This is a genomic window from Pseudomonas sp. GW821-FHT09C09 (assembly GCF_059418105.1).
Genome location: NZ_JBWKPF010000007.1, coordinates 129,183 through 153,978 on the forward strand (window position 1 = coordinate 129,183; position 24,796 = coordinate 153,978).

The window sequence follows — 24,796 nt, forward strand, 5'->3', positions numbered from 1 at the left end:
GCCCAGGCTGCAGCGTTTTATTTTTTAGCGTGACGGACTGACAAAACGGATGTGGTTGCCAAACGGATCATCTATTTCCAGAACGTGATTCTTGCCGGCTTTTAGAATTGAAAACTTGCTGCTGGGCAAACCACGCCTCAACTCACTGTAAAGACTCTCGATATCGCTGACCGATACCAGAATTGTCGTGCCTGGCTCCGCATCACCTTCATGCTCTGTCAAATGAATAATTAAATCTCCCTTGCTGACCTGAAGGTAAGCAGGATAATCATTGCGTCGATGTTCCCAATCCATCGAAAAACCCAGGCGATCCAGGTAATACTCACGCGCCAACTTTTCAGACGATATCTTGAAGATTGGAATTGCGGTTGAAAGCTCCATGCTTACGCCACCGAGTCAGTTGAAAACCCGGCTGAAAATACAATTGCAAGTTCACACGGTCAAGCGCTTTGAATGGCGGTTCAACAACCCGCGCAGAACCATCAAGGCCACTATCATTCAAAACAATATCCTGCCCACCAGACAGCATAAAACCAGTCAATTTTTTATTGACTGGTTTTATGCGTATCCGTATCGATAACTCGTTAAGGATCAGTGCACGAACAACGCAATCAGAATAATGATCGGGATTGGCACGCCGAGGAAAAACAGCAGTAATGAGCGCATGGTGATGCTCCTTGATTAACGGACTGGGGGCACAGTGGTCGTGGTGTAGGTGTCGACTTCGACGTACTCGACAGCATCCCGGCGGCGACCGCCGAAGGTGGCCGACAGGCTGGCGAAGAACGCACCGGCCAGCAGCGCGATGAACATCCACAGCGAGGTCCAGGCAGCGACTTTGGCGGCGGTGTCAGCGGCTTGTTGAGCCTTGACCTTGGCGTCGGCAATCGCCTTTTGCGTACGAGCGTAGATTTCATCGACACGACGTTCGGCGTCGGCCTGGGTCAGGTTGGTACGTTGCGCGACCAGTTGCGCAAGGTAGGTACGATCCTCAGGGCTGAGCTGACCGTTGGCCAGGCTCTGGGCGAAGATCCGGGTCACGGTGCCACGGGCGGCGTCGTCGCTGACAGCAGCGGGACGATCATCGCGGAACAGGCTGTCGACGAAGTAACCGTACTGGTCGCTGCTGGTGTTGGCCGCAGCCGTGCCGGCGGCCTGAGTCATGGCACTGGCGGCACCACCGGCGACACTCGCACCGGCCTGCACACCACCACTGACGATGCTGCTGACCGAGCCGACCACCAGAGTCGCGGTCACCAGCGTTGCCACGCACCAGGCGAGGAAGCCGTGGGCGGTGTCGCGAAAATACACCTCGTCACCGTGCATGTTCGCCCACTTCACCCGCAGGCGACCGGCAATGTAGCCACCCAGGCCGGAAGCAATGATTTGTGTAGCGGCCAGCCAGACAATCGTCGAAATGCCCAGGCCCTTGGCGCTGACGCCCTCCCCGGCCCACGGTGAAACAGCGGAGAAGCCCAGACCGAAACCGAGCAGCACCAGAATCATCGACAGTGCCGCAGCGGCTGCGGCCCCGGCGAAGATCGCGCCCCAGGACACCCCTGAGACGTTGCTCGACTCGCCTTCGAAGGCAGGATAAAACCCATCAGAGGATCTATTCATTGTTGTTCTGCTCCCGGCATGAAAAATGGTGTTACAACTCGTCAGCAGATGAATTGCAGTGACCGTGCCAGTCGCCAACATTAAATAAATCGTTGTAATTCAATTAGTTAAAAAGAATGAATTTCCCGGGACCATGCAATTTGCAACAAAGGCTCGAGAGCAGCGGGTTTTATGCATTGGCACAAACCGTTTACTTGCGTTTGTAGCTCTTCTTGCCGCTGGGCGTCAGGCAATACACGCCGCCGCGTGGCCCGGTGCAGAACGAACCGGTGCCACAATCGCAGCCGTCATTGCTTTGCAGAAACTGCTGGGGCCGTGCCTGTTCACGGATGCCGAACATGGCGGCGCAGCTTTTTTTCGAACCGCTGATGGAGCCGTCATTGCACAGAAACAGATCGCCATCGCAGCGATCGATGCCCCCTTTCTTCCCGGAACACGGGGTGTTGGCGGCCAATGCCGAAGCACTGAACAGCGCCAGAAGTATCCCGGCCATCGGCATCCAGCCACCGCGAATCAACTTGCCCACGGAATCTCTCCCTCGAAAATGTGGCCAGATGATATCAATGTTTCAGGAAATAAATCGGTAACCACGACGGGTCTTTTGCGTTTGTATCAACTACAACATGAAAGTTAATTTAAAGCGTTATTGCAAAATCTTGGCAAAATGCTGCCATTCCGTTTGAACCGATCAGCAGGCCCACCATGACTCGCATCCTGACCATCGAAGACGACGCCGTGACCGCCCGGGAAATCGTCGCCGAACTGAGCAGCCACGGCCTCGACGTGGATTGGGTCGACAACGGCCGCGAAGGCCTCGACCGCGCCGTCAGCGGCAATTACGACCTGATTACCCTCGACCGCATGCTGCCCGAGCTCGATGGCCTGGCCATCGTCACCACCCTGCGCACCATGGGTGTGTCCACGCCGATCCTGATGATCAGTGCCCTGTCCGATGTCGACGAACGCGTACGCGGCCTGCGCGCCGGCGGTGACGATTACCTGACCAAACCCTTCGCCACCGATGAGATGGCGGCCCGGGTCGAAGTGTTGCTGCGCCGCCAGAACAACGGCGGCACCCAGCCCACCACCCTGCGTGTGGCAGACCTGGAACTGGACCTGATCAGCCACGAAGCCAGCCGCGCCGAGCAGGTGCTGACGCTACTGCCGACCGAATACAAACTGCTGGAATTCCTGATGCGCAACAGCGGCCAGATCCTGTCGCGGATGATGATTTTCGAGGAAGTCTGGGGCTATCACTTCGACCCGGGCACCAACCTGATCGACGTGCACATCGGTCGTCTGCGCAAGAAGATCGACCCGCCGGGCAACGTCCCGCTGATCCGCACGGTGCGAGGCTCGGGTTATGTCATTGCCGAACCCGTCTGACGGTTGGCGTTCCTCCAGCAGCCGGTTGCTGGCGCTTTACAGTTCGTTGTTCGTGGCCTGGAGCGGGATCCTCATGGGGGTCATGTATTTCGAGGTGTCCGGCTACCTCGACAACCTGGCCAAGCATTCGCTGATGCAGCGTCAGCATCTGTTCTCGCATTTTCGCGGTGAGCAACTGGAAGACGCCCTCGCCGCCAGTATGACCTTCGACATTCGCGGCATCGATGCCTACGGCCTGTTCGCCGCCGACCACACCTATCTCGGCGGGGCCTTGCAGCAGATGCCCGCCGGCCTGCCGCTGGACGGCAAGATCCACGAGCTGCGCGACTGCTCCGAATCCGACGACCCGACCCTGCCCGCCGACAGCTGCGATGCGGTCGCCACCCCGACCCGCGACGGTCGCTGGCTGGTGCTGGTGCGCGACAACGGTTCGCTGTTCGCCGTGACCCGGATCATTCTGCGCGCTCTGCTCTGGGGTGTTTCGCTGACGATTGTGCCGGGGATCATCGGCTGGCATTTGCTGCGGCGCCGGCCGTTGCGGCGCATACGAGCGATTCAGGCCAGTGCCCAGTCAATCGTTGCCGGTGACCTGACTCATCGCTTGCCCGTGTCCAATCGCCGCGACGAACTGGACATGCTCGCCGCCATCGTCAATGCCATGCTCGATCGCATCGAGCGTCTGATGAACGAAGTCAAAGGCGTGTGCGACAACATCGCCCACGACCTGCGCACCCCGCTGACGCGCCTGCGGGCGCAGTTGTATCGCATGCAGCAGCAGGCCGGCGAAGGCTCGCCGGAGGCCGCGCAACTGGATCTGGTATTGGCCGAGGCGGATACGCTGATGGCGCGTTTTCGGGGTTTGCTGAGGATTTCCGAACTGGAAGATCGCCAGCGCCGTTCCGGCTTCGTGGAGCTCGATCCGGTGCGGCTGCTGCAGGAGCTGCATGAGTTCTACCTGCCGCTGGCCGAAGAGGACGAACTGCGTTTCGAACTGAACATGCCGGAAACCCTGCCGATGCTCAATGGTGACCGGGCGCTGTTGTTCGAAGCGCTGGCCAACCTGCTGAGCAACTCGATCAAGTTCACCCCGCCGGGCGGCACGGTGATTTTGCGTGGAGTGAATGATGCGGGGCATACACGGATCGAAGTGCACGATTCCGGCCCCGGCATTCCCGAGTCGGAACGGGAAGCGGTGTTCCAGCGTTTCTATCGTGCAGAGGGTGGGCAACCGCAAAGCGGTTTCGGGCTGGGACTGTCGATCGTTGCAGCGATTGTCAGCCTGCACGGGTTCAGTCTTGAGGTGGGTCGCAGCGATCTGGGCGGGGCGAAACTGGTGCTGGATTGTCGGCAAAGTCTGATTTCACAGTCCTGAACCTCATATGCTCCCCGTGCGGGAGCCAGCCTGCTGGCGATAACGGTGTGTCAGTCAATCAATAGTTGAATGATGGACCGCTATCGCTAGCAGGCTAGCTCCCACAGGGGGGCTTGCAGAGACTCAGGCCGGGTAATTGGCCCGCAGCGCTTCGAGACCACCCTGATAGATGCCGCTGAACAGCGCCACCACTTCCTCGTCGCTCACGCCCTTGGCGGTGAAGCGTCCCGACCACGTCACCTTCGCGCCCTGGCCCTGGGCTTCCACGCGAATCGTCGCCAGATAATCCGTGGCCGGAAACGGTGCCTGCAGGATCGAATAGCTGTAGGTCTTGCCGGCGTTATCGAAGCTTTCCAGGCGCTCGACCACAACCCCGCCGTCGGCAGTTTGCAGGCTGCGCACGCGCCCGCCCTCGCTCAGTTCACTCTTGGGAATGAACGGCAGCCAGTCCGGCAGCGTGTTGAAGCCGCCGATCAATTGCCAGACTTGGTCGGCCGAGGCCGGGATGTCGATGAATGCTGATGCTGTTGCCATAAATAAATGTCTCTCTCAAAAAATTCAGATTGCCAGGCTGTCGACCACGCCGCCGTCGACGCGCAGTGCGGCGCCGGTGGTGGCCGAGGACAGCGGTGAAGCGATGTAGGTCACCAGGTGCGCGACTTCTTCGACATTGGCCACGCGCTGGATGATCGAGGTCGGACGGGCCCGGCGCACAAACGCGTCGGCTTCGTCCCGCAGGCTGCGACCGGATTCGGCGGCGGCATCCTTGAGCATCTCTTCGACGCCGTCGGTGAAGGTCGGACCCGGCAGGATTGCATTGACCGTGACACCAGTGCCGGCCAGCCGTTTGGCCAGGCCATGGGACACCGCGAGGTTGGCGCTTTTGGTCACGCCGTAGTTGATCATGTCGGCCGGGGTCGCCACACCGGATTCCGAGGACAGGAAAATCACCCGGCCCCAGCCCTGCTCGACCATGGCCGGCACGTAATGCCGCGACAGTCGCACGCCGGAAATCACGTTGATTTCATAGAAGCGCGTCCATTCATCATCGGGCGCATCGAAGAAATCCACAGCGTTGTAGATCCCGAGGTTGTTCACCAGGATGTCGGCTTTCGGTTCGGCGGCGAACAGTTTCTGCGCGCCTTCGGCCGTGCCCAGATCCGCCGTCAGACCGCGCAGTTTCGCGCCCGGCACTTTGTCGCGGATGCTCGCCAGTGCCTGTTCGACCTTGGCCGAGTCGCGACCGATCACCACCACCGTGGCGCCTGCCTCGGCCAGCGACTGGCTGATGCCCAAACCGATACCCGCCGTGCTACCGCTGACAATCGCCAGTTTTCCGCTCAGATCGATCTTCATGCTTTCACCTCGTCGATAGGTAATGGTGCACGTTCGGACACCAGTTTCGCTTCACGCATGGCCTGCCAGAAACCGGCAGGAATCACCGCCGACAGCGCCGCCACGTCTTCGGCGATCCGCCCGGGTTTGCTCGCGCCGGGAATCACCGCCGCCACTGCCGGATTGGCCAGGGAGAATTGCAGCGCCGCTGCTTTTACATCCACACCATGGGCCGCCGCGATACGTTTGATCTGCTCGACCTTGGCAACGATCTCAGGGCTGGCCTTCTGGTACTCGAAGTGCGCGCCACCGGCCAGAATCCCCGAGCTATAAGGGCCACCGACGACGATTTCAACATTCTGTGCCCGCGCCGAATCCATCAGGCGCTGCAGGGCCCGCTCGTGGTCGAGAAGAGTGTAGCGGCCGGCCAGCAGAAAACCGTCGGGCTGCGCTTCGGTCAGATCAAGGGTCAGTTCGCACGGTTCGACCTTGTTCACGCCCAGTCCCCAGCCCTTGATCACGCCTTCTTCGCGCAGACGGGTCAGGACTTTGAAGGCGCCGGTGCGGGCCTGATTGAAGTACTCCAGCCATTGATCGCCGTAGAAATCCTGAGCGATGTCGTGGACCCAGACGATATCGAGGCGATCGGTTTTCAGGCGTTCGAGGCTGTCTTCGATCGAGCGCAACGTGGCGTCGGCGCTGTAATCGTTGACGATCTTGTTCGGGCGACCGTGTTCGAACACCCCGCTCTTTTCGCCCAGATCACGGGCGGCGGCGTCTTCGACTTCATCGAGAATGACCCGGCCGACCTTGGTGCTGAGCACATAGTCGTCGCGCTTGTAGCGGGACAGTGCTTCGCCGAGGCGGATTTCCGACAGGCCCGAGCCGTAGAACGGCGCGGTGTCGAAATAACGCACGCCGGCATCCCACGCCGCATGCACGGTGGCCTGGGCTTCTTCTTCAGGAATGGCGCGGAACATGTTGCCCAGTGGCGCGGTGCCGAAGCCCAGTTGGCCGGGCAGTTTGTCTTTCAAACTCATGGGGATTTCCTCGTAGTGTCTGGGTCGTGGTTGACCGTTGAGCAGATCCTAGATTGCGACACTCAGACCGTCCAAGACATAATGCGCAGCACTTGAGTCCCTAAAGGTCTTACATGATCGATTTCCGCCAATTGCGCTACTTCGTGGTCGTCGCCGAGGAAGAGCACGTCGGCCGCGCGGCCGAGCGCCTGCATATTTCCCAGTCGCCCCTGAGCCGGCAGATCGCCCAGCTCGAAGAGCGTTTGGGCCTGACCCTGTTCGAACGTAGCCAACAGCGCATCCGCCTGACTCGCGACGGCCAGACGTTCCTCGCCGAAACCCGCGCCCTGCTGACCCACGCCAATCGCCTGGAATCCCTCGGCAAGCGCCTGGGCCGGGGCGAAGAAGGTGGCTTGTGCATCGGCTACATCGAGAACGCCATGCACGCGGGCGTCCTGCCCAATGCCTTGCGCGTGCTGCGGGGGGATCGGCCGAACGTGCATGTCGCGCTGTACAACCTCAACTCCGCCGAACAGCTTGAAGGCCTGCGTCAGCGCAGCCTCGACATTGCACTGGTCAGTGAGCCGCCGGCGGTGGACGATCCGGATCTGCTGGGTTTTCAGGTATTGGACGACCCGATGCTGCTGGCGCTGCCTGAGCAGCATCCGCTGGCAACTCAGGCTTCGCTGAGCCCGGAGGATCTGGCCACTCAGGAATGGATCGGCGTGCAACCGCGTCAGGATGCGTGCGACGACTTCCTCAGCGCCTGCCTGCGTGCCGGCTTCACCCCGGATGTGCGCATGCAGGCCACCGAGCCGTTTACCGCGCTGGGGTTGGTGGCTTCGGGGCTGGGGATTGCAATGATCCAGAAAGGCCTGAGCCACAACGCCCCGCCGGGTGTGGTGTTGCGGGAGGTGCCGTGGCTGGCGTTTACCACGCCGTTGTGGGCGGCTTGGCATCGGGTCAATTTGCGGCCGCTGGTGGAGATATTCAGGACGATGCTGACGGGGCCGGACATCTCGGGCGCGTGACTAAAGGCGCGGTTCAAACGCCCAACCGCGCCCACCCCGCCACCAACTGCGCACTGATGCTCACCCCGCCACACACCACAATCACCACATCCCGAGCCCCCTCGAGCGCGGGATGATCAAGATAAGCCACCGCCAGCGACACCCCGCACGCCGGCTCCACCAGTTGCCGCAAATCACTGGCGTAACGCACCACGCCCATGATCGCGTCGTCATCGGACAGCACCAGGCATTCGTGATCGAACTCGCCGATGTGCTGCACCGGCCACTTCGCCACCTGCGCAGCGCCCAGGGAGGTGGCGACGGTGTCGATCTTGCTCAGGCGCACCGGGTGGCCGGCCTCGACGGCGGCGGCGAACGAGGCGGCGCCCCGGGTTTCGCAGGCGATGATCCGGCAGTCGCGGCGGTCGTGACGCAGCAATCCGGTTAGCATCCCTGCGAGCAATCCCCCGCCGCCGACCGAGGTGACCACGGTGTCGACCTGCGGGCAGTCTTCGAGGATCTCATCGATCATGGTGCTGTGCCCCTCCCACAACACCGGGTGGTCGAAGGCCGGGACGTATTCGGTGTCTGCCGCGCTGGCCAGCTCCCGCGCCCGCTGGTTGGCTTCGTCCCAGACCTTGCCATGGACGATGACTTCGGCACCGGTGCGGCGAATCCGCGCGCGGGTCGCTTCGGGGGTGGTGTGCGGCACCACGATGCAGGCTTGCAGGCCCAGGCTGGCCGCCGCCACCGCTGTAGCCAGGCCGGCATTGCCGCCGGACGGGCAGACGACTTTGCGTTTGCCCTGCGCCGCCGCCTGACTGCACAACAACCCCATGCCCCGCAGTTTGAAAGAGCCGCTGGGTTGCAGGTTTTCCAGTTTCAACCAGATACGCCGGGAGGTGGTCGACAGGGTCGGATGGAGGATCAACGGCGTGCGGATGTGTAGCATGGCGGGCTCCTGTTGAGGCCACGTCCGGGCGACCGCTGCGTCGGAGCGTGGACGGATGAAAGCGAAACGTCCCTGTCTGAAGCTTAGTCCACCCTGTTCCCTGAACGGTAAACGCCGGGGATCGTGCCGGGATCTACACTGAACGGAACAGCCGTGAGGTGCCTATGAAAATGTCAGCGCAAATGACCGTGGTCGCGGTGCTCGCCACCCTCGCCTATCTGGGCCTGGCGATGTGGGGCATCGGTGGCGTGGCGGTGTTCTTCTCCCACGGATCACTGGTGGTCGTGGCCCTGGCGACGCTGGTGATGGTGGTGGTGTCCTTGTTCAGCGAAGTGAACCTCAGTTCCGGCGAGCGCGAGGACCGGGCCAATCGCTGGGTGCTTCCGGCGTTCGGCGTGATCGGACTGGTCAGTGGCTTTCTGCCGGCTTATTGCGACCGTATCGGTTTCTGGACCGTAGGCAGCGAAGGCACCCGTTGGCTGGGGGCGTTGCTGTTCATTGCCGGTGGGGCGTTGCGGCTGTGGCCGGTATTTGTGCTGGGGCATCGGTTCAGCGGCCTGGTGGCGATTCAGCCGGGGCACCGTCTGGTAACCGACGGCATCTACACACGCCTGCGCAATCCCAGCTATCTGGGGCTGGTCGTCAATGCACTGGGCTGGGCCCTGGCATTTCGTTCAGTGGTCGGGATCCTGCTGGCGGCGCTCACGCTGATCCCGCTGATCGCCCGTATCCACTCAGAGGAAGCCTTGCTACGCACCCAGTTCGGCGCCGAATACGACGCCTATTGCGCGCGCAGCTGGCGGTTGTTGCCGGGCGTTTACTGAGGTTGCAGACGCAACTGGCCGTCGCTGTCGATACTCAGCGCAACCTCGCGGTAGCTGGCGATGGTCGCGTGCGGAGTCTCGATCGGATGCTGGTGGGTCGACGTGATGATCATCAACGGCGCACCGGCTGCCTCAGCGGCCTGAATACCGACAGTCGCGTCTTCGAATATCAGGCAATCGGCCGGTTCCAGTCCCAGACGTTTCGCGGCCAGTTTATAGCCAGCCGGGTCAGGTTTACCTGCCGTCACGTCTTCGGCCGTGATCATCACCGCCGGCTCGGGAATCCCCGCCGCCGCCATCCGCCGCAACGCCAGGTCCCGTGGCGCCGAAGTCACCATGGCCCACTGATTTGCCGGCAACGACTTGAGAAACGCCGCCGCACCCGGAATCTCGACAATGCCTTCAACGTCTTCGATTTCCGCTTCGGTGATGAAAGCCGCTTGCGTCTCAGCGTCCACCCCCGGCAGGTTCAGACGCGTGATGGTGTCGATGGCGCGCACGCCGTGGATGGTTGGCAGAAACGTTTCGACGTTCACCCCGTGGCGCTCGGCCCAGGCCGCCCAGATCCGCTCGGCGGCGGCGATGGAGTTGAGGACGGTGCCGTCCATGTCGAACAGGAACGCGCCGAACGCGCGATTGAAAACAGCATCTTGAGCAGACAAGGGATCGCATCCTTAGGCAGAGCCGGGCAAATGTGCCCGGCAATGTAGCATCTGCCGCAGGCTTCAGTGCAGACGCGGCGCCTTGGATTTGAACGCGCCGTCCACGCAATCGAGCAACTGGCCGATGGCCCAGGGCTTCTTGATGAACGCCACCGGATGGCGAACGCCGGAGGTTTCCGGCGTTTCATAGCCGGACATGACCATCACCGGTTTTTCCGGCCAGCGCTCGCCCACCAAATTGGCCAGGTCTGCGCCGTTGAGGGTGCCGGGCATGGTGATGTCGGTGAGCAGCAGCGCGACTTCCGGCGCGTGCTCTTCCAGGTACTGCGACGCCGCATCGGCACTGGTCTGCGGCTCGACCTTGAAACCTTCCTCCTGAAGAATTTCGCACAGAAACTCCAGAATCAACGGATCGTCTTCCACTACCAGAATCAACCCGCCAGGAAGGTGCGCGCTCGACGTCGGAATTGGACACATGAACTGGCACTCCCTGAATTGCATGAACGATTTAGCGGCATGATCCCGCTGCTTATCTGGTATGAGCAGCGCCTTGTACATAAATTCATTTTTGATACAGGTCTTTTCGATAACGTCGCTCGGCGGGCCATCGCCACGGCGTATTTGTGGTTAAAATGCCCGCCCTTTTGCTGGCCGATCCCGATTGATGAACCCTCAAGCCCTCGCCGTTCTCCACGCCCACCTGCTTACCGCGCTGACTTCGGCCCCGGCCGAAACCCGACGCCTGTTCCATGGTCGTGGACGCTGCTGGCCGGGGCTGGAGCAAGTCACCGTGGACTGGCTGCAAGGCGTGGTACTGGTGTCGCTGTTCAAGGAGCCCGAGGCTTCGCAGCTGGAAGACCTCAAGCGTCTGTTGCTGGAGATCACTCATTCGGAGCAATGGCAGCAGTCCGGCGCCCATACCCTGCTGATCCAGCACCGCTACCTGCCGCAAAGCACCGCCGAATGGCTGCAGGGGGAAGAAATCGACGAGATGACCATCGTCGAGGGCGGGCTGAAATACCGCGTGGATCTGGGCCGCAAGCAGAACGCCGGACTGTTCCTCGACATGCGTTACGGCCGCAACTGGGTGCGCGAGCAGTCTGCCGGCAAACGGGTGCTGAACCTGTTCGCCTACACCTGCGGTTTTTCGGTGGCGGCCATCGAGGGCGGTGCCAGCCATGTGGTCAACCTCGACATGTCCCGCGCGGCGCTGAGCCGGGGCCGCGACAATCACCGTTTGAACGGGCATGACCTGAGCAAGGTAAGTTTTCTCGGCCACGACCTGTTCAAGTCCTGGGGCAAGGTGATCAACAGCGGCCCCTATGATCTGGTGATCATCGACCCGCCGTCATTCCAGAAAGGCAGCTTCCTGCTGACCAAGGATTACCAGCGCGTGCTGCGCCGCCTGCCGGAACTGCTGACGGCGCAAGGCACGGTGCTGGCGTGCATGAACGATCCTTCGTTCGGTTCGAACTTCCTGATCGACGGCGTGACCCAGGAGGCGCCGAGCCTGCGTTTCGAACAGCGGCTGGAAAACCCGCCGGAGTTTCCGGATATCGACCCGGAAAGCGGCCTGAAGGCGCTGCTGTTCAAGCAGATCGGCTGACCCCGTCAACGCGGGCGCAACACCAGCGCAAACAACTCACCATGCCCGGTGACGTTGAGCTTGTGATAGAGGTTGCGCCGATGAACCTTCACCGTCTCCGGCGAAATATTCATGTGCTGGGCGATGGCTTTGCTCGAGAAGCCCTGGAGAATCAGGCGCGCCGTGTCGATTTCGCGCACGGTCAGCCGCGCGTCGAAACGGTCCAGCAGCGTCGCCAGATCGCCAACCGGCGCCTCGACGGCCGCGCCTTGCGGCGGCATCAACTGCACATGTCGACGCATCGCTGACAACACCCAGTCCCGCACGCACAGCAGGCGCCCCTGCTCCTGCAAACTGAACGCCGTCGCCCGGCCCATCGACAACCCCAGCACGCCGCCGTCGAGGTTCACCATGAATTGCAGCTCATCCGCCCCGACCACCGAACGGAAGTAGCTCAGGTAGTACTCGCTGTGCAGAAACTGGTCCGGCGCCACGGCTGCGAGACTGTGCAAACCGTCGGCGATCCCGGCGACGGCGGCCTGATAGAACGGATCGAGCAGGTACATGCCGGCGCAGTAACCGGCCAGTTCTTCCTGCTCGTCGGCGCGACCCTGGCTGTCGAAGTCGATCAGCAATTGCGGCGGCCGCCCCGCCTGCATCACCGCCACCAGCGCATTGTCCAGCGGCACCAGCAGCCGCACCGTATCGACCAGCGCCCGCCAGAAACCGTCCTGACCGACCGTGGCGAACACCCGCGACAGGCTCTGATGCACCGGCAATTCCTGCAACAACGCGTCCACGCTCTACCCCTTTGGAGTAACCCATGATGGGAATGGGTCTGGCATGGCCTGCCCGATAGGCTGACCACTCCTGTTCATCACCGGCCTGCCAACAGGCCAGGAGTGCCGCATCATGCGTTGTCATCGTGGGTATATCAACCTGGGCCTGGCGGGCGTCGTGTCCGTCGCTTTGACCGTTCAAGCGGCCGATGCGCCGAGCGTGCATGTCTACAACTGGTACGACTACATCGGCCCGAACACCCTGCATGATTTCAAGCGCGACAGCGGCATCGAGCCGGTCTACGACACCTTCGACAGCGCCGAAGTGCTGGAAGGCAAACTGATGACCAGCCACAGCGGCTACGACGTGGTGGTGGCGAGCAACTTCAGTCTGCCGACCCTGATCAAGGCTGGCGCCCTCGCCCCGCTGCCCCGCAATCAACTGCCGGGCTGGAAGAATCTCGACAATGATCTGCTGAACAAACTGGCCAACAACGATCCCGGCAATCAATACGCCGTTCCCTACCTATGGGGCACCAACGGCATCGGCTACAACGTCGACAAGGTGCGCGCCGTGCTGGGCGACAAGGCGCCGGTGGATTCCTGGGATCTGGTGTTCAAGGAGGAGAACCTCGCCAAGCTCGGCGAATGCGGCGTGGCGATGCTCGATTCACCATCGGAAATGCTCCCGGTCGCGCTGCACTATCTCGGCCTGCCGCCCAACAGCACCAACGCCGAGGACTATCAGAAAGCCGAAGCGCTGCTGCTGAAATTGCGCCCGCACATCGCCTACTTCAACTCCTCGAAATTCATCAGCGATCTGTCCAACGGCAACATCTGCGTGGCGGTCGGCTGGTCCGGCGCGATGCTCGAAGCCAAGACCAACGCCGAGCAGGCCGGCAACGGCGTGAAGATCCAGTACAGCCTGCCGAAGGAAGGCGCGCCGGTTTGGTTCGACACGCTGGTGCTGCTCAAGGACGCGCCGCATCCGACCCAGGGCCTGGCGTTCATCGACTACCTGCTGCGGCCCGAGGTGATTGCGCCGGTCAGCGATCACCTGTCCTACCCCAATGGCAATCGCGCCGCCACCGCGCTGGTCGCCGAAGCCACCCGCGACAACCCGGCGGTGTACCCGTCCGCCACGGCGATGGCCACGCTGTTCACCCTCGAGCCCCTGCCCAAAGCCACCGAACGGGTGCGCACGCGGGTCTGGAGCAAGGTCAAGAACGGCCAATAATCAACAACGAACAGAGAAGAGAACACGATGAAACCACGTGCCCGCGACCTCGACATCCGCATCGGACAGCTGCAACCCGGCCCGCTCAACGCCATCACCGACGTACCCGGCGTGCGGGTTGGCCACAGCAACGTGCGGGGGCAAAGCGCCGCCGGACGCGACATCTGCACTGGCGTCACCCTGATCGAGCCGCGCGCAGGTTCGACCAATGCACAACCGTGTTTTGCCGGCGTTCACGTACTCAACGGCAACGGTGATGCGACAGGGCTGGAATGGATTCGCGAAGCCGGCCTGCTGACCAGTCCGATCGCCTTCACCAACACCCACAGCCTCGGCGTGGTGCGCGATGCCTTGATCAAACTGGATCGCGCGCAGCAACCGGACGACGGTCGTCTCTACTGGAACATGCCGGTGGTGCTGGAAACCTTCGATGGTTTGCTCAACGACATCAACGGCTTTCATGTGAAACCCAAACATGTGGCAGAAGCGATCAGCAATGCCGTTGACGGCCCGGTACAGGAAGGCGCAGTGGGTGGTGGCAGCGGCATGATCTGCCATGAATTCAAAGGCGGGATCGGCAGCGCATCGCGCCGATTGAGCAAGGCTCAGGGTGGCTGGACGGTGGGCGCCATCGTTCAGGCCAACCATGGGATTCGCAGCGAACTGCGGGTCGACGGCTACCCGGTCGGACGCTATATGGAACAGGTGGATTCGCCGTTCCTGCGCGCTTCGTTGCCGCATCCGGGCATGGGTTCGATCGTGGTGTGCCTGGCCACCGATGCGCCGCTGTTGCCGCATCAATGCACGCGACTGGCGCAACGGGCGAGCCTCGGTCTGGCGCGTACCGGCGGCGGTAACGAAGACCACAGCGGCGACATTTTCATCGCCTTCGCCACCGGCAACGGCCACATCCCGCCCGCCGCCTATGAAGGCAAAGGCGCGTCGACCTGTGACGGCTTGCGGATGGTCAACAACGACCACATCAGCGAGTTGTTTCTGGCGGCGACCGAGGCGGTTGAAGAAGCGATCATCAACGCCCTGCTTGCCAGCGACAGCACCGAAGGCAACGGGCACTCGGTGCCGGGGCTGGATGCCGCCACCCTGCTCGCCGCTCTCGAAAAAGCCGGCTGGCCGGGCGCTCGCTGACACCGTAGCCCCACTGTGGGAGCGAGCCCGCTCGCGATGGCGGTGTGTCATTCAACACATGTCTTGACTGGCAGATCGCAATCGCGAGCAAGCTCGCTCCCACAGGGGGTCAGCGGAACAACCCAAGTCCGAGTTCGCGCGCCGCCTGCAGTTGCACCGCAGGGTCGCGCAACTCGGACTCCAGCAACAATGCCGAGCCGGCCACCGTCGCCCCGCAATAATCAAAAATGCCGTGGTCGATCTGCGCCTTCATCGCCGCGCCGTAGCCGTGGCGTTCGTAGGTCCGTGCATCGGCCCCGCCGAGTGCGACCAGATGCACGCGCAGGCGTCCGAGTTTCTTCAGGGTCGAATCGCCGTCGAAATCAAACGCCCAACCATTGCTGAACACCCGGTCGATCCAGCCCTTGAGCTGCGCCGGCATCGACCACCAGAACACCGGATACACCAACACCAGCGCATCGGCGCGGTCGATGCGTGCCTGCTCGGCCAGCACATCCGCCGGTGGTGCGGATTCACGGTGATGCACCGCCCAGTCGGCCACGCCAAAACGCGGATCGAATTCCTCGGCGTGCAGGTCAGCGATTTCGAAGGTGTTGGACGGATCGTTCTCCGACAGGCCTTTGGCGATTTTCTGCGCCAGTGCATGAGTCAGCGAACGGGGATCGTCATGAGCCACAACAATCAATGCGTGCATGGGAAGTCTCCGGGTGGTGAATGTTCATCAGGGGCTATATGCTGTTCGCAAGCTACTCTTGGTAAGTTACCTTCAGTAAGTTACGTTTGGTATATAAGCAATGTCAACCACTGAAATCCCCGAATCCGTTCAACCCCGCCGACGCCTGTCCCGGGAAGACCGTCAGCGCCAGTTGCTCGACATGGCCTGGCAATTGATTCGCGAAGAAGGCACCGATGCCCTGACTCTGGGTTATCTGGCGGAAAAGGCCGGCGTAACCAAACCGGTGGTCTACGACCACTTCACCACCCGCGCCGGTTTGCTGGCGGCGCTGTATCAGGATTTCGACAGGCGCCAGACCGCGCTGATGGATGTTGCGCTAGGCAATTGCGAGGCGACGTTGAGCGGCACCGCCTCGGTGATCGCCACGGCGTATGTCGATTGTGTGCTGACCCAGGGCAACGAGATTCCCGGGGTGATCGCCGCGCTGGCGAGCACGCCGGAGCTGGAGAAGATCAAGCGCGAATACGAGGCTATATTCCTGGAAAAATGCCGCCGTGTGCTGTCGCCGTTCGCTGACGGTGGCGACATCACCCAAGCGGGACTGCGCGCCATGCTCGGTGCCGCCGAGGCGTTGTCTCAAGCAGCGGCTACCGACGAAATCAGTGCGGCGCAGGCCCGCGACGAGTTGTTTGCAACCATCTCCGCGATGGTCGAAAGGGCCGCCGCCAGCGCCGCAAAGCAAGTGACTGACGGTACTTGAGACCGCCCGTGCACCTTCCTAGGATGGAGATACGCAGCCGCTTGGTTCGCCAAACCGCTGCGTAGGTGCGGGTGCCCTGAACCCCAACCAAGCCCGCACCTTGTTTCACGCGCATCTTGAGCCTCACGGGCTCTACTTCCTCCCCATCAAAGAGTCTTGAGGCTCTTTTTTTGTCTCTGAAAATCAGCGTTCCGGTTCGCGGCGGATCGAGCGCCACGTGGCCTGCGCCAGCAACTCGCGATAAGCCTTCGGACTGCCCTGCACTCTTCCCGACAACCACGCGCGGCAATAGCTGTCGGCCTGGCCGACGATCAGTGACGGCAGCAATTCGGCCGGGCATTCATTGAGTTCGGCGGCGCGTCCGGATTCGCTCAGCCAGGTGCGCAGACCTTGGTTGCGCGTCCGGTTACGGTCGGCGAGTTCGTCCTTGTGCGGCCCCCGGGTCACGGCATAACGCGCGTGATATTGGAACCGCGCCCATTCCGGCTGGTTTTCCACCCAGTCCACATAGCTGTAGACCAATGCCTGCACGCCCTCCTCGGTCGTTGTCGCCTCGGCCAGATAGGCGTCACGCAAGCGCGCCTGATCTTCCAGCGCAGTGAAAAACAACGCGGCCACCAGCCCTTCCTTGTTGCCGAAGTGGTGGTAGATCGCACCGACACTGGTGTCGCACTCGGCACGGATCATTTCGATGGTGGTGGCCTCGATCCCCTGTTCGTTGAACAGGCGCAAGGCCTGGCGAAAGATGTCGCGCTTGAGTTCGGCCCGGCGGCCGGGGTAGCTGCGCTCGAGTAGATCTGCGGTGTCCATGGGGTTGAAGGCCTTGTAAATCCGGTTGAAAGGCACGCCCGTGCCGGTGATCGAAACGCGCCTAGGTTGACAGATTTCCCACGGACAGAATACCGTTCCGTTACAGAACAATATTCTGTAACGGAACATAATTCTGTAAATTCCCCTAATCGCGAGGCTTCACCATGAGTCAGTTTCTCAGCATGTTCACCAGCGCCGGGCCCCAAGCGTTCAGCCAGATGGCCTGCCAGGTCGCGCCGTATTTCAGCAGCATCAATCCGTTGGTCAGCGAGCTGCGCGCCGGCTCGGCGACGGTGCAGGTGCCGTTCCGCCGCGAGATCACCAACCATCTCGGCACCGTACACGCTATTGCCATGTGCAACGCCGCTGAACTGGCGGCCGGGATGATGACCGATGTGTCGATTCCCGCCGGCGCCCGCTGGATTCCCAAGGGCATGACCGTCGAGTACCTGGCCAAGGCCAAATCCGATGTCACAGCCGTGGCCAACGGCGAAGAGCTGGACTGGCAGACCGAAGGCGACAAGATCGTGCCGGTGGACATCCACGACGCCGAGGGCAAGAAGGTGTTCACGGCGCGAATCACCATGAACGTGAAGCTGTCCTGAAATCACGGGCACAAAAAAGCCCTTGCTGCGGTCATCGCAACAAGGGCTTTTTGCCGTTGGCCGGATCAGTGCACGGTCAGGCGCTGGCGGACAAACTCTTCGGTGTGACGGGTGACTTGATCCAGGTGCCGGTCACGCTGCTTCTCGGCATCGACCATCGCCCGTTTGCCGTGCTTCTGCAGCAGATAGGTGTGGATCTGCTGCACTTCCAGGGAACGGTAGATCGGCGTGGTGTCGATAAACCCGCGCAAACCGTTGCTGCGGTAATGCCGGGTGCTCATCAGCACTTGAGTCTCCAACTGGCCCAGCACTTCAAAGCCCAGCGCTTCGAAATACGGGACTTTACCTACGCTGCACGTCAGTTCGGCATGGGGGTAACGCGCAACCATGTCAGCAATCAACGCACGGGCCACGCCCTGGCGGCGATGCTGCTGATCGACCGCCAGATAGGCCACATTGCACGCCTCCCAATCGCCCTGCACCGGCAAGTACAACAAGAAGCCGATTACCTGTTCCGGATCATCGTCGTCGGTGGCCACCAGCAGTTCCACTTCGGTGCCCTTCTCGCCGTTCAGCGCCTCAAGATACAAATGCACCTCGTAGCCGACCGCGTACTGATAGACGTTGTACAGCAGGTTGCTCGGGCCGAGACCGATCGCGCTGATGTCGGTCAGGTAGTCGACCACCATTTGCAGGATCTGGCTGTTGACGCCTTCGGGGCACGGGGATTTGTAGTGGGTGATGCGGGGCATGGCGGGTGAACTCCGGCGGTAAAACACAGGTTGCCGGGCGGGTTGAGCGTCCGGCGAACCGCGACATCATACCCTGTGCAAGCCTGACAAAAATTTCATCTGCCGGTGAGCGGACTTTTCGCCCGTTTGGCGTCCAATTCTTCAGCTGCGTTCACTTTCCCGACGCAGGCCCTGAGGAGTTGTCATGAACGTTCTGCGTTCCCTGTTGAAATGGCGAAAAGCCCTGCTGCTGGTGCCCGTGACGCTGGCCGCGCTGGCCAGTTCCCCCGTGTTTGCCCAACCCGAAATGATCATCCGCGAAGCACCGCCACCGATGCGCATGGAACCGATGCCCGGTCCACGGGCAGGTTATGCCTGGGATCGCGGCCACTGGCGCTGGGAAGGCCGGGGTTATGTCTGGATGCCCGGTCACTGGCAGCCGGTGCGTCACCGCGGCGCACGCTGGGAACCCGGCCACTGGCAGGCGCGCGGGCCGAACTGGTACTGGATTGAAGGCCATTGGGTGCGTTGATCGCGCAACCGTCTGCCAACGTTACCCACCAGGAACATCACCATGTCGAAAACCATAAAAACCTTGATCACCGCCACGCTGGTGGCAATCACCCTGTCGGGCTGTGTCGTCGAACCGGCGCGCCCGCATCGGCCACCACCGATCGTCGAAGTGGTTCCGGCGATGCCTGCACCGGGCTATCACTGGGTCGCCGGGCACTACCGCTGGGCCGGCAACCAATGGCGCTGGGTGCCGGGGCACTGGCGGGCGTATTGAGTCCGGTCACTGGGCCGGCGCAACGACCTTGAACTTGATCGCGATGTCGTTCGAAACCACGGTGTCGGCCCACTCGCCGGCACCGAGGCCGAAGGCATCGCGCTTGAGTACCAGTTCACCGTCGAAGATGCCGATGCTGTTATCCGGTTTCAGATGCACCGGCACCTGTACTTCATGAGTGATGCCTTTGAGGGTGAGCCGGCCGGCCACCAGGTAATGGTTGTCATCGACCCGGCTGAAACCGGTCGATTCGAACACTGCCGTCGGAAACTTTTGTGTGTCGAACCACGCCGGCTTCACCAGTTCGGTATTGGCGTCTTCGCTGCCGGCATCGATGCTCGTGAGGTCAATGTGCAATGTGGTGCGGGCGTTGCTCAGATTGGCAGTGTCGAAGTCCAGCGTCGCGTCGAACTTGCCGAACGTGCCGTACATTCGCGAGCCCATCTGGTTGTAGGTGAAGCTGATCTGGCTGGCGGCGGTATTGACCCGGGTGTACTCCACCGCCTGCGCCGTCTGCATGACGATCAGGCAACACACGGCAGCCAACAACAATCGAATCGACATGGGATGCTCCGGCGCCTCGGTGGGCCTCGATTGACTTAAGCAAACAACCGCCGCTTACGCCACTCCGTCCGGCATATGCGCTTTCAGGTATCCGATCAACGCCGTCACCTTGGGCGATGGCAGATGTTCGCGAGCCGTGACCGCGTTGAGATCCTGCGGCGGGCCGATCCACTCCGGCAAAACCCGGATCAGGCGTCCGGCCTGCACATCCGCTTGCATGCTCTGGTCCATCGCCAGGCTCAGCCCCTCGCCGGCGAGCAACGCGTCGTGCAACAGCGCCGGGTCGTTGGCCAGGATGGCGGGTTCGACACGATAGTCTCTCAGTCGCCCCCCTTCCCGACGCAATGGCCAGACATAACCGACATCGCGCCGGGCCTGATGCAGCGTCAACGTCTGATGGTGAAGCAATTCTTCCGGGGCTTGTGGCGTTTGGTGGCACGCCAGGTATTGCGGGGCCGCGTAAATACCGGTGGGAAAGCTCGCGAGTTTGCGGGCGATCAGACTCGAGTCCGGCAAAGCTCCCAGCCGCAGTGCAACGTCGATCTCCTCGCCCACCAGATCCATCGGCACATGAGAGGCCAGAATCTCCAGACGAATCTCCGGATACGCCTGACGAAACCCCGCCAGCAGCGGCGCAAACCAGCTCACCCCGAATGAAAACGGCACCGTCACCCGCAACCAGCCACGGGGCCCGTCACGCAATTGATGCACCGCCCGTTCGGCGTGCTCGAGCGTCTCGGCGATGGATTTGCACTGCTCGTAATACACCGCCCCGGCCTCGGTCAGGCTCAACTGGCGGGTGGTGCGACGCAGCAGTTGCACACCAATGGCCTGCTCCAGCTCGCGCACCCGGCGGCTGACCGTGGTTTTCGGAATCTGCAACGCATGGGCGGCTGCGGTGAAACTGCCGAGGCGCACCACGCAGACAAACACCAGCGTGTCGTTCAAGTCACGGATCATTTCGGGCCTGCCTGAGAACAATCAACTGTGCTACCCATGGCACATTCCATGCCGCGATTATGGGCTAATCAGCTGAGACCCTGCGACCTAATATCGGTGCTCCCTTTCGGAGTGCTACCCATGAACCTCAACGAATACGCCGAACATGACGGCATCGGCCTCGCGCAACTGGTTGCCTCAGGCGAAGTCCACGCCAAAGAGCTGACCGCTCTGGCCATCGAAGCGATACAGCAGGTCAACCCATCGATCAACGCCGTCATCGAGCATTGGACACCGACCGCGACCACGGGCAGCGGCCCCTTGGCCGGGGTGCCGTTTCTGATCAAGGACCTGGCGATCACCGCAGCCGGACGACGCAATGAACTGGGCAGCCGACTTGCCCAAGGCCTGGTCGCGCAAAGTGATTCCACGCTGATGCAGCGCTTCAACGCCGCCGGGCTCATCACCCTGGGCCGAACCACCACCCCGGAAATGGCGTTCAGCACCGAAACCGACTCCCTCCTGCAAGGCCCGACCCGCAACCCGTGGAACCCGCAACTCTCCGCCGGAGGCTCAAGCGGTGGCGCCGGTGCGGCGGTCGCAGCGGGTATCGTGCCGATCGCCCATGCCACCGACGCGGCAGGATCGATCCGCGTTCCGGCCGCTTTCAACGGGCTGGTGGGCCTCAAGCCGACGCGCGGCCGCAGCTCTCACGGGCCATTGATGGATGAAGTGTTCGCCGGGCTCGGCGTGCAATTGGGCCTGTCGCGGACGGTGCGCGACAGCGCGGCGCTGATGGATGTGGTGCAGGGCTGTGCGCCGGGAGATCCTTATTACACGGCGGCACCGGCCGAAGGTTTTCTGGCTCAGGTTGGCCGCGATCCTGGACGGTTGCGTATCGGTTTGCTCGATGCTCCGTGGAACGGGGCCAGCGTCGATCCCGAGATCAGTGATGCCACGGCCCGTGTTGCCCGTGAGCTTGAATCCCTCGGCCATCAGGTTGAAACCGTGCGGGCGCCGCTCGGCCTGTCGTGGGACGCGTTCGTCGAGGCCAACGCGCACATCTGGTGTGCGAGTCTGGTGCGCTGGATCGACCATCTCGCCGCTGCGACCCGGCGGCCAGTCGATCGCAACACCTTGGAACCAGCCACCCTCGCCTGCTATGCCTTCGGTCAACAATCGCGCGGTACGGATTTCGCCGCCGCGCTGGAAGTGCGCAACAGCGTCGCCCGGCAAGTGGCCGCGTGGTTCGAGTCCATCGACATCCTGCTGACCCCGACCCTGCCGCAACTGCCGCAAGCCATCGGCCTCTACAATCGAGACGCCGACAGACTGGATGGTCTGCAATGGACGGCGCGAGTGTTCGAGCATTCGCCCTTCACCCCGGTGTTCAACGTTGCGGGAACACCGGCCATCTCCCTGCCATTGGGAATTTCACACAGCGGCCTGCCGATCGGTGTGCAACTGGCGGCACGCTTCGGGGCTGACGATGTTCTGTTGCGTCTGGCCGCGCAACTGGAGCGGGCGTTGCCGTGGCATCACCAGCGGCCGCTGATTCACGCTGGCCGCTGAAAACAAAAAGGGCCGTTCCTCCGGGAACGGCCCTGCGTTTTCTGACGGTCAGTCCTACACCAGCCGCTCGATCTTCTGATGCTGCCAGACCAGTTTGTAATACAGCGTCTGCAGTACCAGCATCCCCAGGTACGCCACCGGAAACGCCATCCACACGCCCTGCAAACCAAACTGCCCGTCCAGCCAGTATGCCGCCGGCAACTGCACGCCGACCACGCAAATGATCGCGATGGCCACGGGCACCAGCACGGTGCCGCTGGCGCGCATGATGCCGCCGATGATCGCCTGGAAGCCGAAGATCAACAGGCTCCACAGCATGATGTGCAGCAGGTGCTCGGCCATGGCCCGGGTCGAGTCTTCGGTGAGGAACAGCCCCAGCAGCCAGTGCGACAGCAGGTACCCGAGCACGATCAAACCACCGGTCAGGCACACGTTGATCCACAACCCGGTGCGCAGAATCGGGCCCATCCGTTCCAGCCGCCCCGCACCAATCGCCTGGGCACCGAGGATCGACGCGGTGATCGCAATCGACAGCGCCGGAAACTGCACGTAGTTGACGATCTGCGTCACCGCGCCATAGGCCGCCGTCGCCTGGGAACCGTGCTGGTTGACCAGTGCCAGGATCACCATCTCCGACAGCGACAACACGATCATCTGCACCCCGGTCGGCAGGCCGATGCGCAACACCTTGCCGAGAATCTCGCCGTCCAGACGCAACGACGCAAAGAACTCGCGATCCGGCGCCAGCGGATGGCCTTTGCGGATCAGGCTCCACGCCAGCCACGCCATCGCCGCCAGCGTACCGGCCAGACCGGCGAACGCCGCGCTCTGAATGCCCAGTTGCGGCAAGCCGAACCAGCCGCGAATGAACGCCGGGGTCAGCGCCAGACCGACAACGGTCGACAAAAGCAGAGCGAGCATCGGCGACAGCGTGTCGCTCACCCCGCGCAACAGCTGAGTGAACAGCACGTACACCAGCACAAACGGCAAGGTCCACATCATCACCCGGGCGTAGGAAACCGCGTCATCCAGCACGTCCGCCGGCGTGCCCAACCCCTGCAACGCCTGACGCGCAAACACACTGCCAAACACCGCCGCGACCAGCCCGATCAACACCCCCAGCAACAGCGTCGCCCCGGCAATCGCCTTCACCATATGCGACTCACGCGCGCCCCACGCCTGACCGATCAACACCCCTGCCCCGGCCCCCAGACCGATGACCAGCGCGATAAAGAAAAAGATGATCGGAAACATCCCCGACACCGCCGCCAGCGCCTGAGTGCCAAGCATCTGGCCGATGTAGATGCTGTTGACCGTGCCCGACATGGATTGCAGGAAGTTCGACAGCACCATCGGAGCGAGGAACAGCAGGTAGGTTTTCCAGAGGGGGTTTTGCGCGGGGGTTTGCATTGAGAGTCCGTCTCGGGAGGAGGCAATGTGGGAGAGTCTAAGGTATGCACAGCCGTTCAGGTCGTACCCCTTTGCATTAAAACTTCGTAATCTCCACGACCTGTCCAAAATGGAAGTGAACCGAACCCATGTCCCGCGTCTCGACCCTGCTGACCTCTGCCCTTTTTGCCGTTCTGGCGACGACAGCCAACGCCGCCCCGGCGCCAGCGCCTGAAGCGCTGCAAAGCCTGCTGAGTACCCTGAATGAACGCTTGAACATCGGCGACCTCGTCGCCCTGACCAAATGGGACAGCGGCAAGCCGATCCAGGACAGTCCCCGCGAAGCCCAGGTCATCGCCAACGCCCGGACGCTGGCCACCGAACGCAAACTCGATCCGGAAGACGTGGCGCAATTGATCGCCGCGCAAATGGAAGCCAACAAACTGGTGCAATACGGTTTGCTCGCGAAGTGGCAGGCGGCCGGTGCTGCGCCGGACACGCCGCGTCCGGACTTGGGCAAACAGATTCGTCCGCGCCTGGATGAGCTGCAAACCCGACTGCTGCTGCAATACGCCGACTTCACGCCCTATCGCCACGATCCTGACTGCATGGCGTGGCTGGCCAAGGCGCGCAGCGGTCTGACTCACGATACGTTGCATGAGCTGGCCCTGATCCGCGCCACCGGCGAACTATGTATTCGGGCAACAGCCCCGTGAATCGGGGCCCACGCATCCATCGCTGGCGTCGATAGTCACCATCACGCCAATGAAGTTCTCATAAAAAATCCCGGGCGTAACATCTGCTCCATACAAACCAAACAACACCCCGGAGCACACGATCATGAAACGCCAAATCCTTCTCGGCATCGCTTTCTCGGTTCTCGCAGTCAACGCTTTTGCAGCCAAACCCGCTCACACCATGATCGCCGAAGGCGGTTCGGATCGATTGATCGAACAGCGTGTTGCCGAAGGTGGCTCGGATCGTCTGCAAGAACGTCGCGTAGCTGAAGGTGGTTCGGATCGTCTGCAAGAACGTC

The 24,796-nt window shown here is 62.0% G+C and carries 29 protein-coding genes and 1 pseudogene; 14 read left to right on the forward strand and 16 right to left on the reverse strand.

The genetic code is table 11. From position 1 onward, the window contains the following. Positions 1–24 precede the first annotated feature (24 nt). The 3 genes from AC07NR_RS21805 to AC07NR_RS21815 form a co-directional block, all read right to left on the reverse strand. Positions 25–381 carry a glyoxalase superfamily protein gene (locus AC07NR_RS21805; protein WP_495079445.1) on the reverse strand — a complete coding sequence of 119 codons (357 nt, stop codon included), beginning with the start codon at positions 379–381 and terminating at the stop codon, positions 25–27. 300 nt (positions 382–681) lie between these two features. Continuing rightward, on the reverse strand, positions 682–1,620 hold the full coding sequence (locus tag AC07NR_RS21810; RefSeq protein ID WP_423203783.1) for a hypothetical protein: 939 nt from the start codon (positions 1,618–1,620) through the stop codon (positions 682–684). Between the two features lie 190 nt (positions 1,621–1,810). Further along, the gene (locus AC07NR_RS21815) at positions 1,811–2,119 is read right to left on the reverse strand and encodes a YdcA family protein (RefSeq protein WP_371320932.1); all 309 of its coding nucleotides are present in this window, start codon (positions 2,117–2,119) and stop codon (positions 1,811–1,813) included. 203 nt (positions 2,120–2,322) lie between these two features. Between AC07NR_RS21815 and AC07NR_RS21820 the strand changes: the two genes are divergently transcribed. Together AC07NR_RS21820 and AC07NR_RS21825 are read left to right on the forward strand one after the other, a co-directional pair. Further along, a complete protein-coding gene (locus AC07NR_RS21820; RefSeq protein ID WP_085711556.1) occupies positions 2,323–3,006 on the forward strand; it encodes a response regulator transcription factor in 684 nt (227 codons plus the stop codon). Next, positions 2,984–4,378, forward strand: a complete 1,395-nt coding sequence (locus AC07NR_RS21825; protein WP_114883917.1) for a sensor histidine kinase — start codon at positions 2,984–2,986, stop codon at positions 4,376–4,378. The genes AC07NR_RS21820 and AC07NR_RS21825 overlap by 23 nt, the downstream gene beginning before the upstream one ends. Positions 4,379–4,501: 123 nt before the next feature. On the opposite strand, the gene AC07NR_RS21830 is transcribed toward AC07NR_RS21825, so the two are convergent. From AC07NR_RS21830 to AC07NR_RS21840, 3 genes are read right to left on the reverse strand one after another with little or no spacing between them, the layout of a single operon-like run. Further along, positions 4,502–4,912, reverse strand: a complete 411-nt coding sequence (locus AC07NR_RS21830) for an SRPBCC family protein (RefSeq protein ID WP_423203784.1) — start codon at positions 4,910–4,912, stop codon at positions 4,502–4,504. A gap of 24 nt (positions 4,913–4,936) precedes the next feature. Then, positions 4,937–5,734, reverse strand: coding sequence for an SDR family NAD(P)-dependent oxidoreductase (locus tag AC07NR_RS21835; RefSeq protein ID WP_248740774.1), 798 nt, complete (start codon positions 5,732–5,734; stop codon positions 4,937–4,939). Continuing rightward, entirely contained in the window at positions 5,731–6,753 is a 1,023-nt protein-coding gene (locus AC07NR_RS21840) for an aldo/keto reductase (protein ID WP_495079446.1), read from the reverse strand. The genes AC07NR_RS21835 and AC07NR_RS21840 overlap by 4 nt, the downstream gene beginning before the upstream one ends. Positions 6,754–6,866: 113 nt before the next feature. Between AC07NR_RS21840 and AC07NR_RS21845 the strand changes: the two genes are divergently transcribed. Next, on the forward strand, positions 6,867–7,763 hold the full coding sequence (locus AC07NR_RS21845; RefSeq protein ID WP_495079447.1) for a LysR substrate-binding domain-containing protein: 897 nt from the start codon (positions 6,867–6,869) through the stop codon (positions 7,761–7,763). Between the two features lie 13 nt (positions 7,764–7,776). Here the strand turns inward: AC07NR_RS21845 and AC07NR_RS21850 are convergent, their stop codons facing one another. Beyond that, positions 7,777–8,694 (reverse strand): pyridoxal-phosphate dependent enzyme, encoded by a 918-nt coding sequence (locus AC07NR_RS21850; RefSeq protein WP_495079448.1) that lies wholly within the window; start codon positions 8,692–8,694, stop codon positions 7,777–7,779. 164 nt (positions 8,695–8,858) lie between these two features. Between AC07NR_RS21850 and AC07NR_RS21855 the strand changes: the two genes are divergently transcribed. After that, positions 8,859–9,518, forward strand: coding sequence for a methyltransferase family protein (locus AC07NR_RS21855; protein ID WP_114883923.1), 660 nt, complete (start codon positions 8,859–8,861; stop codon positions 9,516–9,518). Here AC07NR_RS21855 and AC07NR_RS21860 read toward each other — a convergent pair. Both AC07NR_RS21860 and AC07NR_RS21865 read right to left on the reverse strand, forming a co-directional pair. Further along, positions 9,512–10,180 (reverse strand): HAD-IA family hydrolase, encoded by a 669-nt coding sequence (locus AC07NR_RS21860; protein ID WP_495079449.1) that lies wholly within the window; start codon positions 10,178–10,180, stop codon positions 9,512–9,514. The genes AC07NR_RS21855 and AC07NR_RS21860 overlap by 7 nt on opposite strands. A gap of 63 nt (positions 10,181–10,243) precedes the next feature. Continuing rightward, positions 10,244–10,657 (reverse strand): response regulator, encoded by a 414-nt coding sequence (locus AC07NR_RS21865; protein ID WP_085711565.1) that lies wholly within the window; start codon positions 10,655–10,657, stop codon positions 10,244–10,246. Positions 10,658–10,844: 187 nt separating this feature from the next. Here AC07NR_RS21865 and AC07NR_RS21870 point away from each other — a divergent pair, with 187 nt between their 5' ends. Continuing rightward, positions 10,845–11,786, forward strand: a complete 942-nt coding sequence (locus AC07NR_RS21870) for a class I SAM-dependent methyltransferase (RefSeq protein ID WP_495079450.1) — start codon at positions 10,845–10,847, stop codon at positions 11,784–11,786. A 5-nt stretch (positions 11,787–11,791) separates the two neighbouring features. On the opposite strand, the gene AC07NR_RS21875 is transcribed toward AC07NR_RS21870, so the two are convergent. Then, positions 11,792–12,565 carry a helix-turn-helix transcriptional regulator gene (locus tag AC07NR_RS21875; protein WP_495079451.1) on the reverse strand — a complete coding sequence of 258 codons (774 nt, stop codon included), beginning with the start codon at positions 12,563–12,565 and terminating at the stop codon, positions 11,792–11,794. Positions 12,566–12,677: 112 nt separating this feature from the next. On the opposite strand from AC07NR_RS21875, the gene AC07NR_RS21880 reads away from it, so the two are divergent. Continuing rightward, the gene (locus AC07NR_RS21880) at positions 12,678–13,781 is read left to right on the forward strand and encodes a polyamine ABC transporter substrate-binding protein (protein WP_495079452.1); all 1,104 of its coding nucleotides are present in this window, start codon (positions 12,678–12,680) and stop codon (positions 13,779–13,781) included. A 27-nt stretch (positions 13,782–13,808) separates the two neighbouring features. After that, positions 13,809–14,927 (forward strand): DmpA family aminopeptidase, encoded by a 1,119-nt coding sequence (locus AC07NR_RS21885; protein ID WP_495079453.1) that lies wholly within the window; start codon positions 13,809–13,811, stop codon positions 14,925–14,927. Between the two features lie 109 nt (positions 14,928–15,036). Here the strand turns inward: AC07NR_RS21885 and AC07NR_RS21890 are convergent, their stop codons facing one another. Then, a complete protein-coding gene (locus AC07NR_RS21890) occupies positions 15,037–15,621 on the reverse strand; it encodes an NAD(P)H-dependent oxidoreductase (protein ID WP_495079454.1) in 585 nt (194 codons plus the stop codon). 100 nt (positions 15,622–15,721) lie between these two features. Here AC07NR_RS21890 and AC07NR_RS21895 point away from each other — a divergent pair, with 100 nt between their 5' ends. Next, positions 15,722–16,363: a TetR/AcrR family transcriptional regulator gene (locus AC07NR_RS21895; RefSeq protein ID WP_495079455.1), complete on the forward strand. Its 642-nt coding sequence runs from the start codon at positions 15,722–15,724 to the stop codon at positions 16,361–16,363. 183 nt (positions 16,364–16,546) lie between these two features. On the opposite strand, the gene AC07NR_RS21900 is transcribed toward AC07NR_RS21895, so the two are convergent. Next, complete coding sequence (locus AC07NR_RS21900) at positions 16,547–17,173, reverse strand: TetR/AcrR family transcriptional regulator (protein WP_248740765.1); 627 nt, start codon at positions 17,171–17,173, stop codon at positions 16,547–16,549. 164 nt (positions 17,174–17,337) lie between these two features. Between AC07NR_RS21900 and AC07NR_RS21905 the strand changes: the two genes are divergently transcribed. Next, positions 17,338–17,778: a hotdog fold domain-containing protein gene (locus AC07NR_RS21905; RefSeq protein WP_495079456.1), complete on the forward strand. Its 441-nt coding sequence runs from the start codon at positions 17,338–17,340 to the stop codon at positions 17,776–17,778. 65 nt (positions 17,779–17,843) lie between these two features. Here the strand turns inward: AC07NR_RS21905 and AC07NR_RS21910 are convergent, their stop codons facing one another. Continuing rightward, positions 17,844–18,530: a GNAT family N-acetyltransferase gene (locus tag AC07NR_RS21910; RefSeq protein WP_134826263.1), complete on the reverse strand. Its 687-nt coding sequence runs from the start codon at positions 18,528–18,530 to the stop codon at positions 17,844–17,846. A gap of 184 nt (positions 18,531–18,714) precedes the next feature. Between AC07NR_RS21910 and AC07NR_RS21915 the strand changes: the two genes are divergently transcribed. Together AC07NR_RS21915 and AC07NR_RS21920 are read left to right on the forward strand one after the other, a co-directional pair. Then, positions 18,715–19,041 carry a YXWGXW repeat-containing protein gene (locus tag AC07NR_RS21915; RefSeq protein WP_085711572.1) on the forward strand — a complete coding sequence of 109 codons (327 nt, stop codon included), beginning with the start codon at positions 18,715–18,717 and terminating at the stop codon, positions 19,039–19,041. 42 nt (positions 19,042–19,083) lie between these two features. Beyond that, positions 19,084–19,296: a YXWGXW repeat-containing protein gene (locus AC07NR_RS21920; RefSeq protein ID WP_085732108.1), complete on the forward strand. Its 213-nt coding sequence runs from the start codon at positions 19,084–19,086 to the stop codon at positions 19,294–19,296. Between the two features lie 6 nt (positions 19,297–19,302). Here AC07NR_RS21920 and AC07NR_RS21925 read toward each other — a convergent pair whose 3' ends face one another. Together AC07NR_RS21925 and AC07NR_RS21930 are read right to left on the reverse strand one after the other, a co-directional pair. Further along, entirely contained in the window at positions 19,303–19,860 is a 558-nt protein-coding gene (locus AC07NR_RS21925; RefSeq protein WP_495079457.1) for a YceI family protein, read from the reverse strand. Positions 19,861–19,914: 54 nt separating this feature from the next. Next, on the reverse strand, positions 19,915–20,820 hold the full coding sequence (locus AC07NR_RS21930) for a LysR family transcriptional regulator (RefSeq protein ID WP_495079458.1): 906 nt from the start codon (positions 20,818–20,820) through the stop codon (positions 19,915–19,917). A gap of 120 nt (positions 20,821–20,940) precedes the next feature. On the opposite strand from AC07NR_RS21930, the gene AC07NR_RS21935 reads away from it, so the two are divergent. Further along, complete coding sequence (locus AC07NR_RS21935; RefSeq protein WP_495079459.1) at positions 20,941–22,371, forward strand: amidase; 1,431 nt, start codon at positions 20,941–20,943, stop codon at positions 22,369–22,371. A 54-nt stretch (positions 22,372–22,425) separates the two neighbouring features. On the opposite strand, the gene AC07NR_RS21940 is transcribed toward AC07NR_RS21935, so the two are convergent. Continuing rightward, entirely contained in the window at positions 22,426–23,781 is a 1,356-nt protein-coding gene (locus AC07NR_RS21940; RefSeq protein WP_495079460.1) for an MATE family efflux transporter, read from the reverse strand. Between the two features lie 128 nt (positions 23,782–23,909). On the opposite strand from AC07NR_RS21940, the gene AC07NR_RS21945 reads away from it, so the two are divergent. Together AC07NR_RS21945 and AC07NR_RS21950 are read left to right on the forward strand one after the other, a co-directional pair. Beyond that, positions 23,910–24,476: a chorismate mutase gene (locus tag AC07NR_RS21945; protein ID WP_495079461.1), complete on the forward strand. Its 567-nt coding sequence runs from the start codon at positions 23,910–23,912 to the stop codon at positions 24,474–24,476. A 124-nt stretch (positions 24,477–24,600) separates the two neighbouring features. Next, a pseudogene (locus AC07NR_RS21950) lies at positions 24,601–24,796 on the forward strand (hypothetical protein); the annotation flags it as partial.

Coding starts and splice junctions, on each gene's coding strand:
- AC07NR_RS21905 (WP_495079456.1), top strand. CDS start 17,338: ATGAGTCAGTTTCTCAGCATGTTCACCAGCGCCGGGCCCCAAGCGTTC.
- AC07NR_RS21850 (WP_495079448.1), bottom strand. CDS start 8,694: ATGCTACACATCCGCACGCCGTTGATCCTCCATCCGACCCTGTCGACC.
- AC07NR_RS21825 (WP_114883917.1), top strand. CDS start 2,984: ATGTCATTGCCGAACCCGTCTGACGGTTGGCGTTCCTCCAGCAGCCGG.
- AC07NR_RS21940 (WP_495079460.1), bottom strand. CDS start 23,781: ATGCAAACCCCCGCGCAAAACCCCCTCTGGAAAACCTACCTGCTGTTC.
- AC07NR_RS21830 (WP_423203784.1), bottom strand. CDS start 4,912: ATGGCAACAGCATCAGCATTCATCGACATCCCGGCCTCGGCCGACCAA.
- AC07NR_RS21945 (WP_495079461.1), top strand. CDS start 23,910: ATGTCCCGCGTCTCGACCCTGCTGACCTCTGCCCTTTTTGCCGTTCTG.
- AC07NR_RS21920 (WP_085732108.1), top strand. CDS start 19,084: ATGTCGAAAACCATAAAAACCTTGATCACCGCCACGCTGGTGGCAATC.
- AC07NR_RS21815 (WP_371320932.1), bottom strand. CDS start 2,119: ATGCCGATGGCCGGGATACTTCTGGCGCTGTTCAGTGCTTCGGCATTG.
- AC07NR_RS21890 (WP_495079454.1), bottom strand. CDS start 15,621: ATGCACGCATTGATTGTTGTGGCTCATGACGATCCCCGTTCGCTGACT.
- AC07NR_RS21840 (WP_495079446.1), bottom strand. CDS start 6,753: ATGAGTTTGAAAGACAAACTGCCCGGCCAACTGGGCTTCGGCACCGCG.
- AC07NR_RS21910 (WP_134826263.1), bottom strand. CDS start 18,530: ATGCCCCGCATCACCCACTACAAATCCCCGTGCCCCGAAGGCGTCAAC.
- AC07NR_RS21855 (WP_114883923.1), top strand. CDS start 8,859: ATGAAAATGTCAGCGCAAATGACCGTGGTCGCGGTGCTCGCCACCCTC.
- AC07NR_RS21930 (WP_495079458.1), bottom strand. CDS start 20,820: ATGATCCGTGACTTGAACGACACGCTGGTGTTTGTCTGCGTGGTGCGC.
- AC07NR_RS21870 (WP_495079450.1), top strand. CDS start 10,845: ATGAACCCTCAAGCCCTCGCCGTTCTCCACGCCCACCTGCTTACCGCG.
- AC07NR_RS21865 (WP_085711565.1), bottom strand. CDS start 10,657: ATGTGTCCAATTCCGACGTCGAGCGCGCACCTTCCTGGCGGGTTGATT.
- AC07NR_RS21915 (WP_085711572.1), top strand. CDS start 18,715: ATGAACGTTCTGCGTTCCCTGTTGAAATGGCGAAAAGCCCTGCTGCTG.
- AC07NR_RS21895 (WP_495079455.1), top strand. CDS start 15,722: ATGTCAACCACTGAAATCCCCGAATCCGTTCAACCCCGCCGACGCCTG.
- AC07NR_RS21900 (WP_248740765.1), bottom strand. CDS start 17,173: ATGGACACCGCAGATCTACTCGAGCGCAGCTACCCCGGCCGCCGGGCC.
- AC07NR_RS21925 (WP_495079457.1), bottom strand. CDS start 19,860: ATGTCGATTCGATTGTTGTTGGCTGCCGTGTGTTGCCTGATCGTCATG.
- AC07NR_RS21805 (WP_495079445.1), bottom strand. CDS start 381: ATGGAGCTTTCAACCGCAATTCCAATCTTCAAGATATCGTCTGAAAAG.
- AC07NR_RS21845 (WP_495079447.1), top strand. CDS start 6,867: ATGATCGATTTCCGCCAATTGCGCTACTTCGTGGTCGTCGCCGAGGAA.
- AC07NR_RS21935 (WP_495079459.1), top strand. CDS start 20,941: ATGAACCTCAACGAATACGCCGAACATGACGGCATCGGCCTCGCGCAA.
- AC07NR_RS21880 (WP_495079452.1), top strand. CDS start 12,678: ATGCGTTGTCATCGTGGGTATATCAACCTGGGCCTGGCGGGCGTCGTG.
- AC07NR_RS21885 (WP_495079453.1), top strand. CDS start 13,809: ATGAAACCACGTGCCCGCGACCTCGACATCCGCATCGGACAGCTGCAA.
- AC07NR_RS21835 (WP_248740774.1), bottom strand. CDS start 5,734: ATGAAGATCGATCTGAGCGGAAAACTGGCGATTGTCAGCGGTAGCACG.
- AC07NR_RS21820 (WP_085711556.1), top strand. CDS start 2,323: ATGACTCGCATCCTGACCATCGAAGACGACGCCGTGACCGCCCGGGAA.
- AC07NR_RS21810 (WP_423203783.1), bottom strand. CDS start 1,620: ATGAATAGATCCTCTGATGGGTTTTATCCTGCCTTCGAAGGCGAGTCG.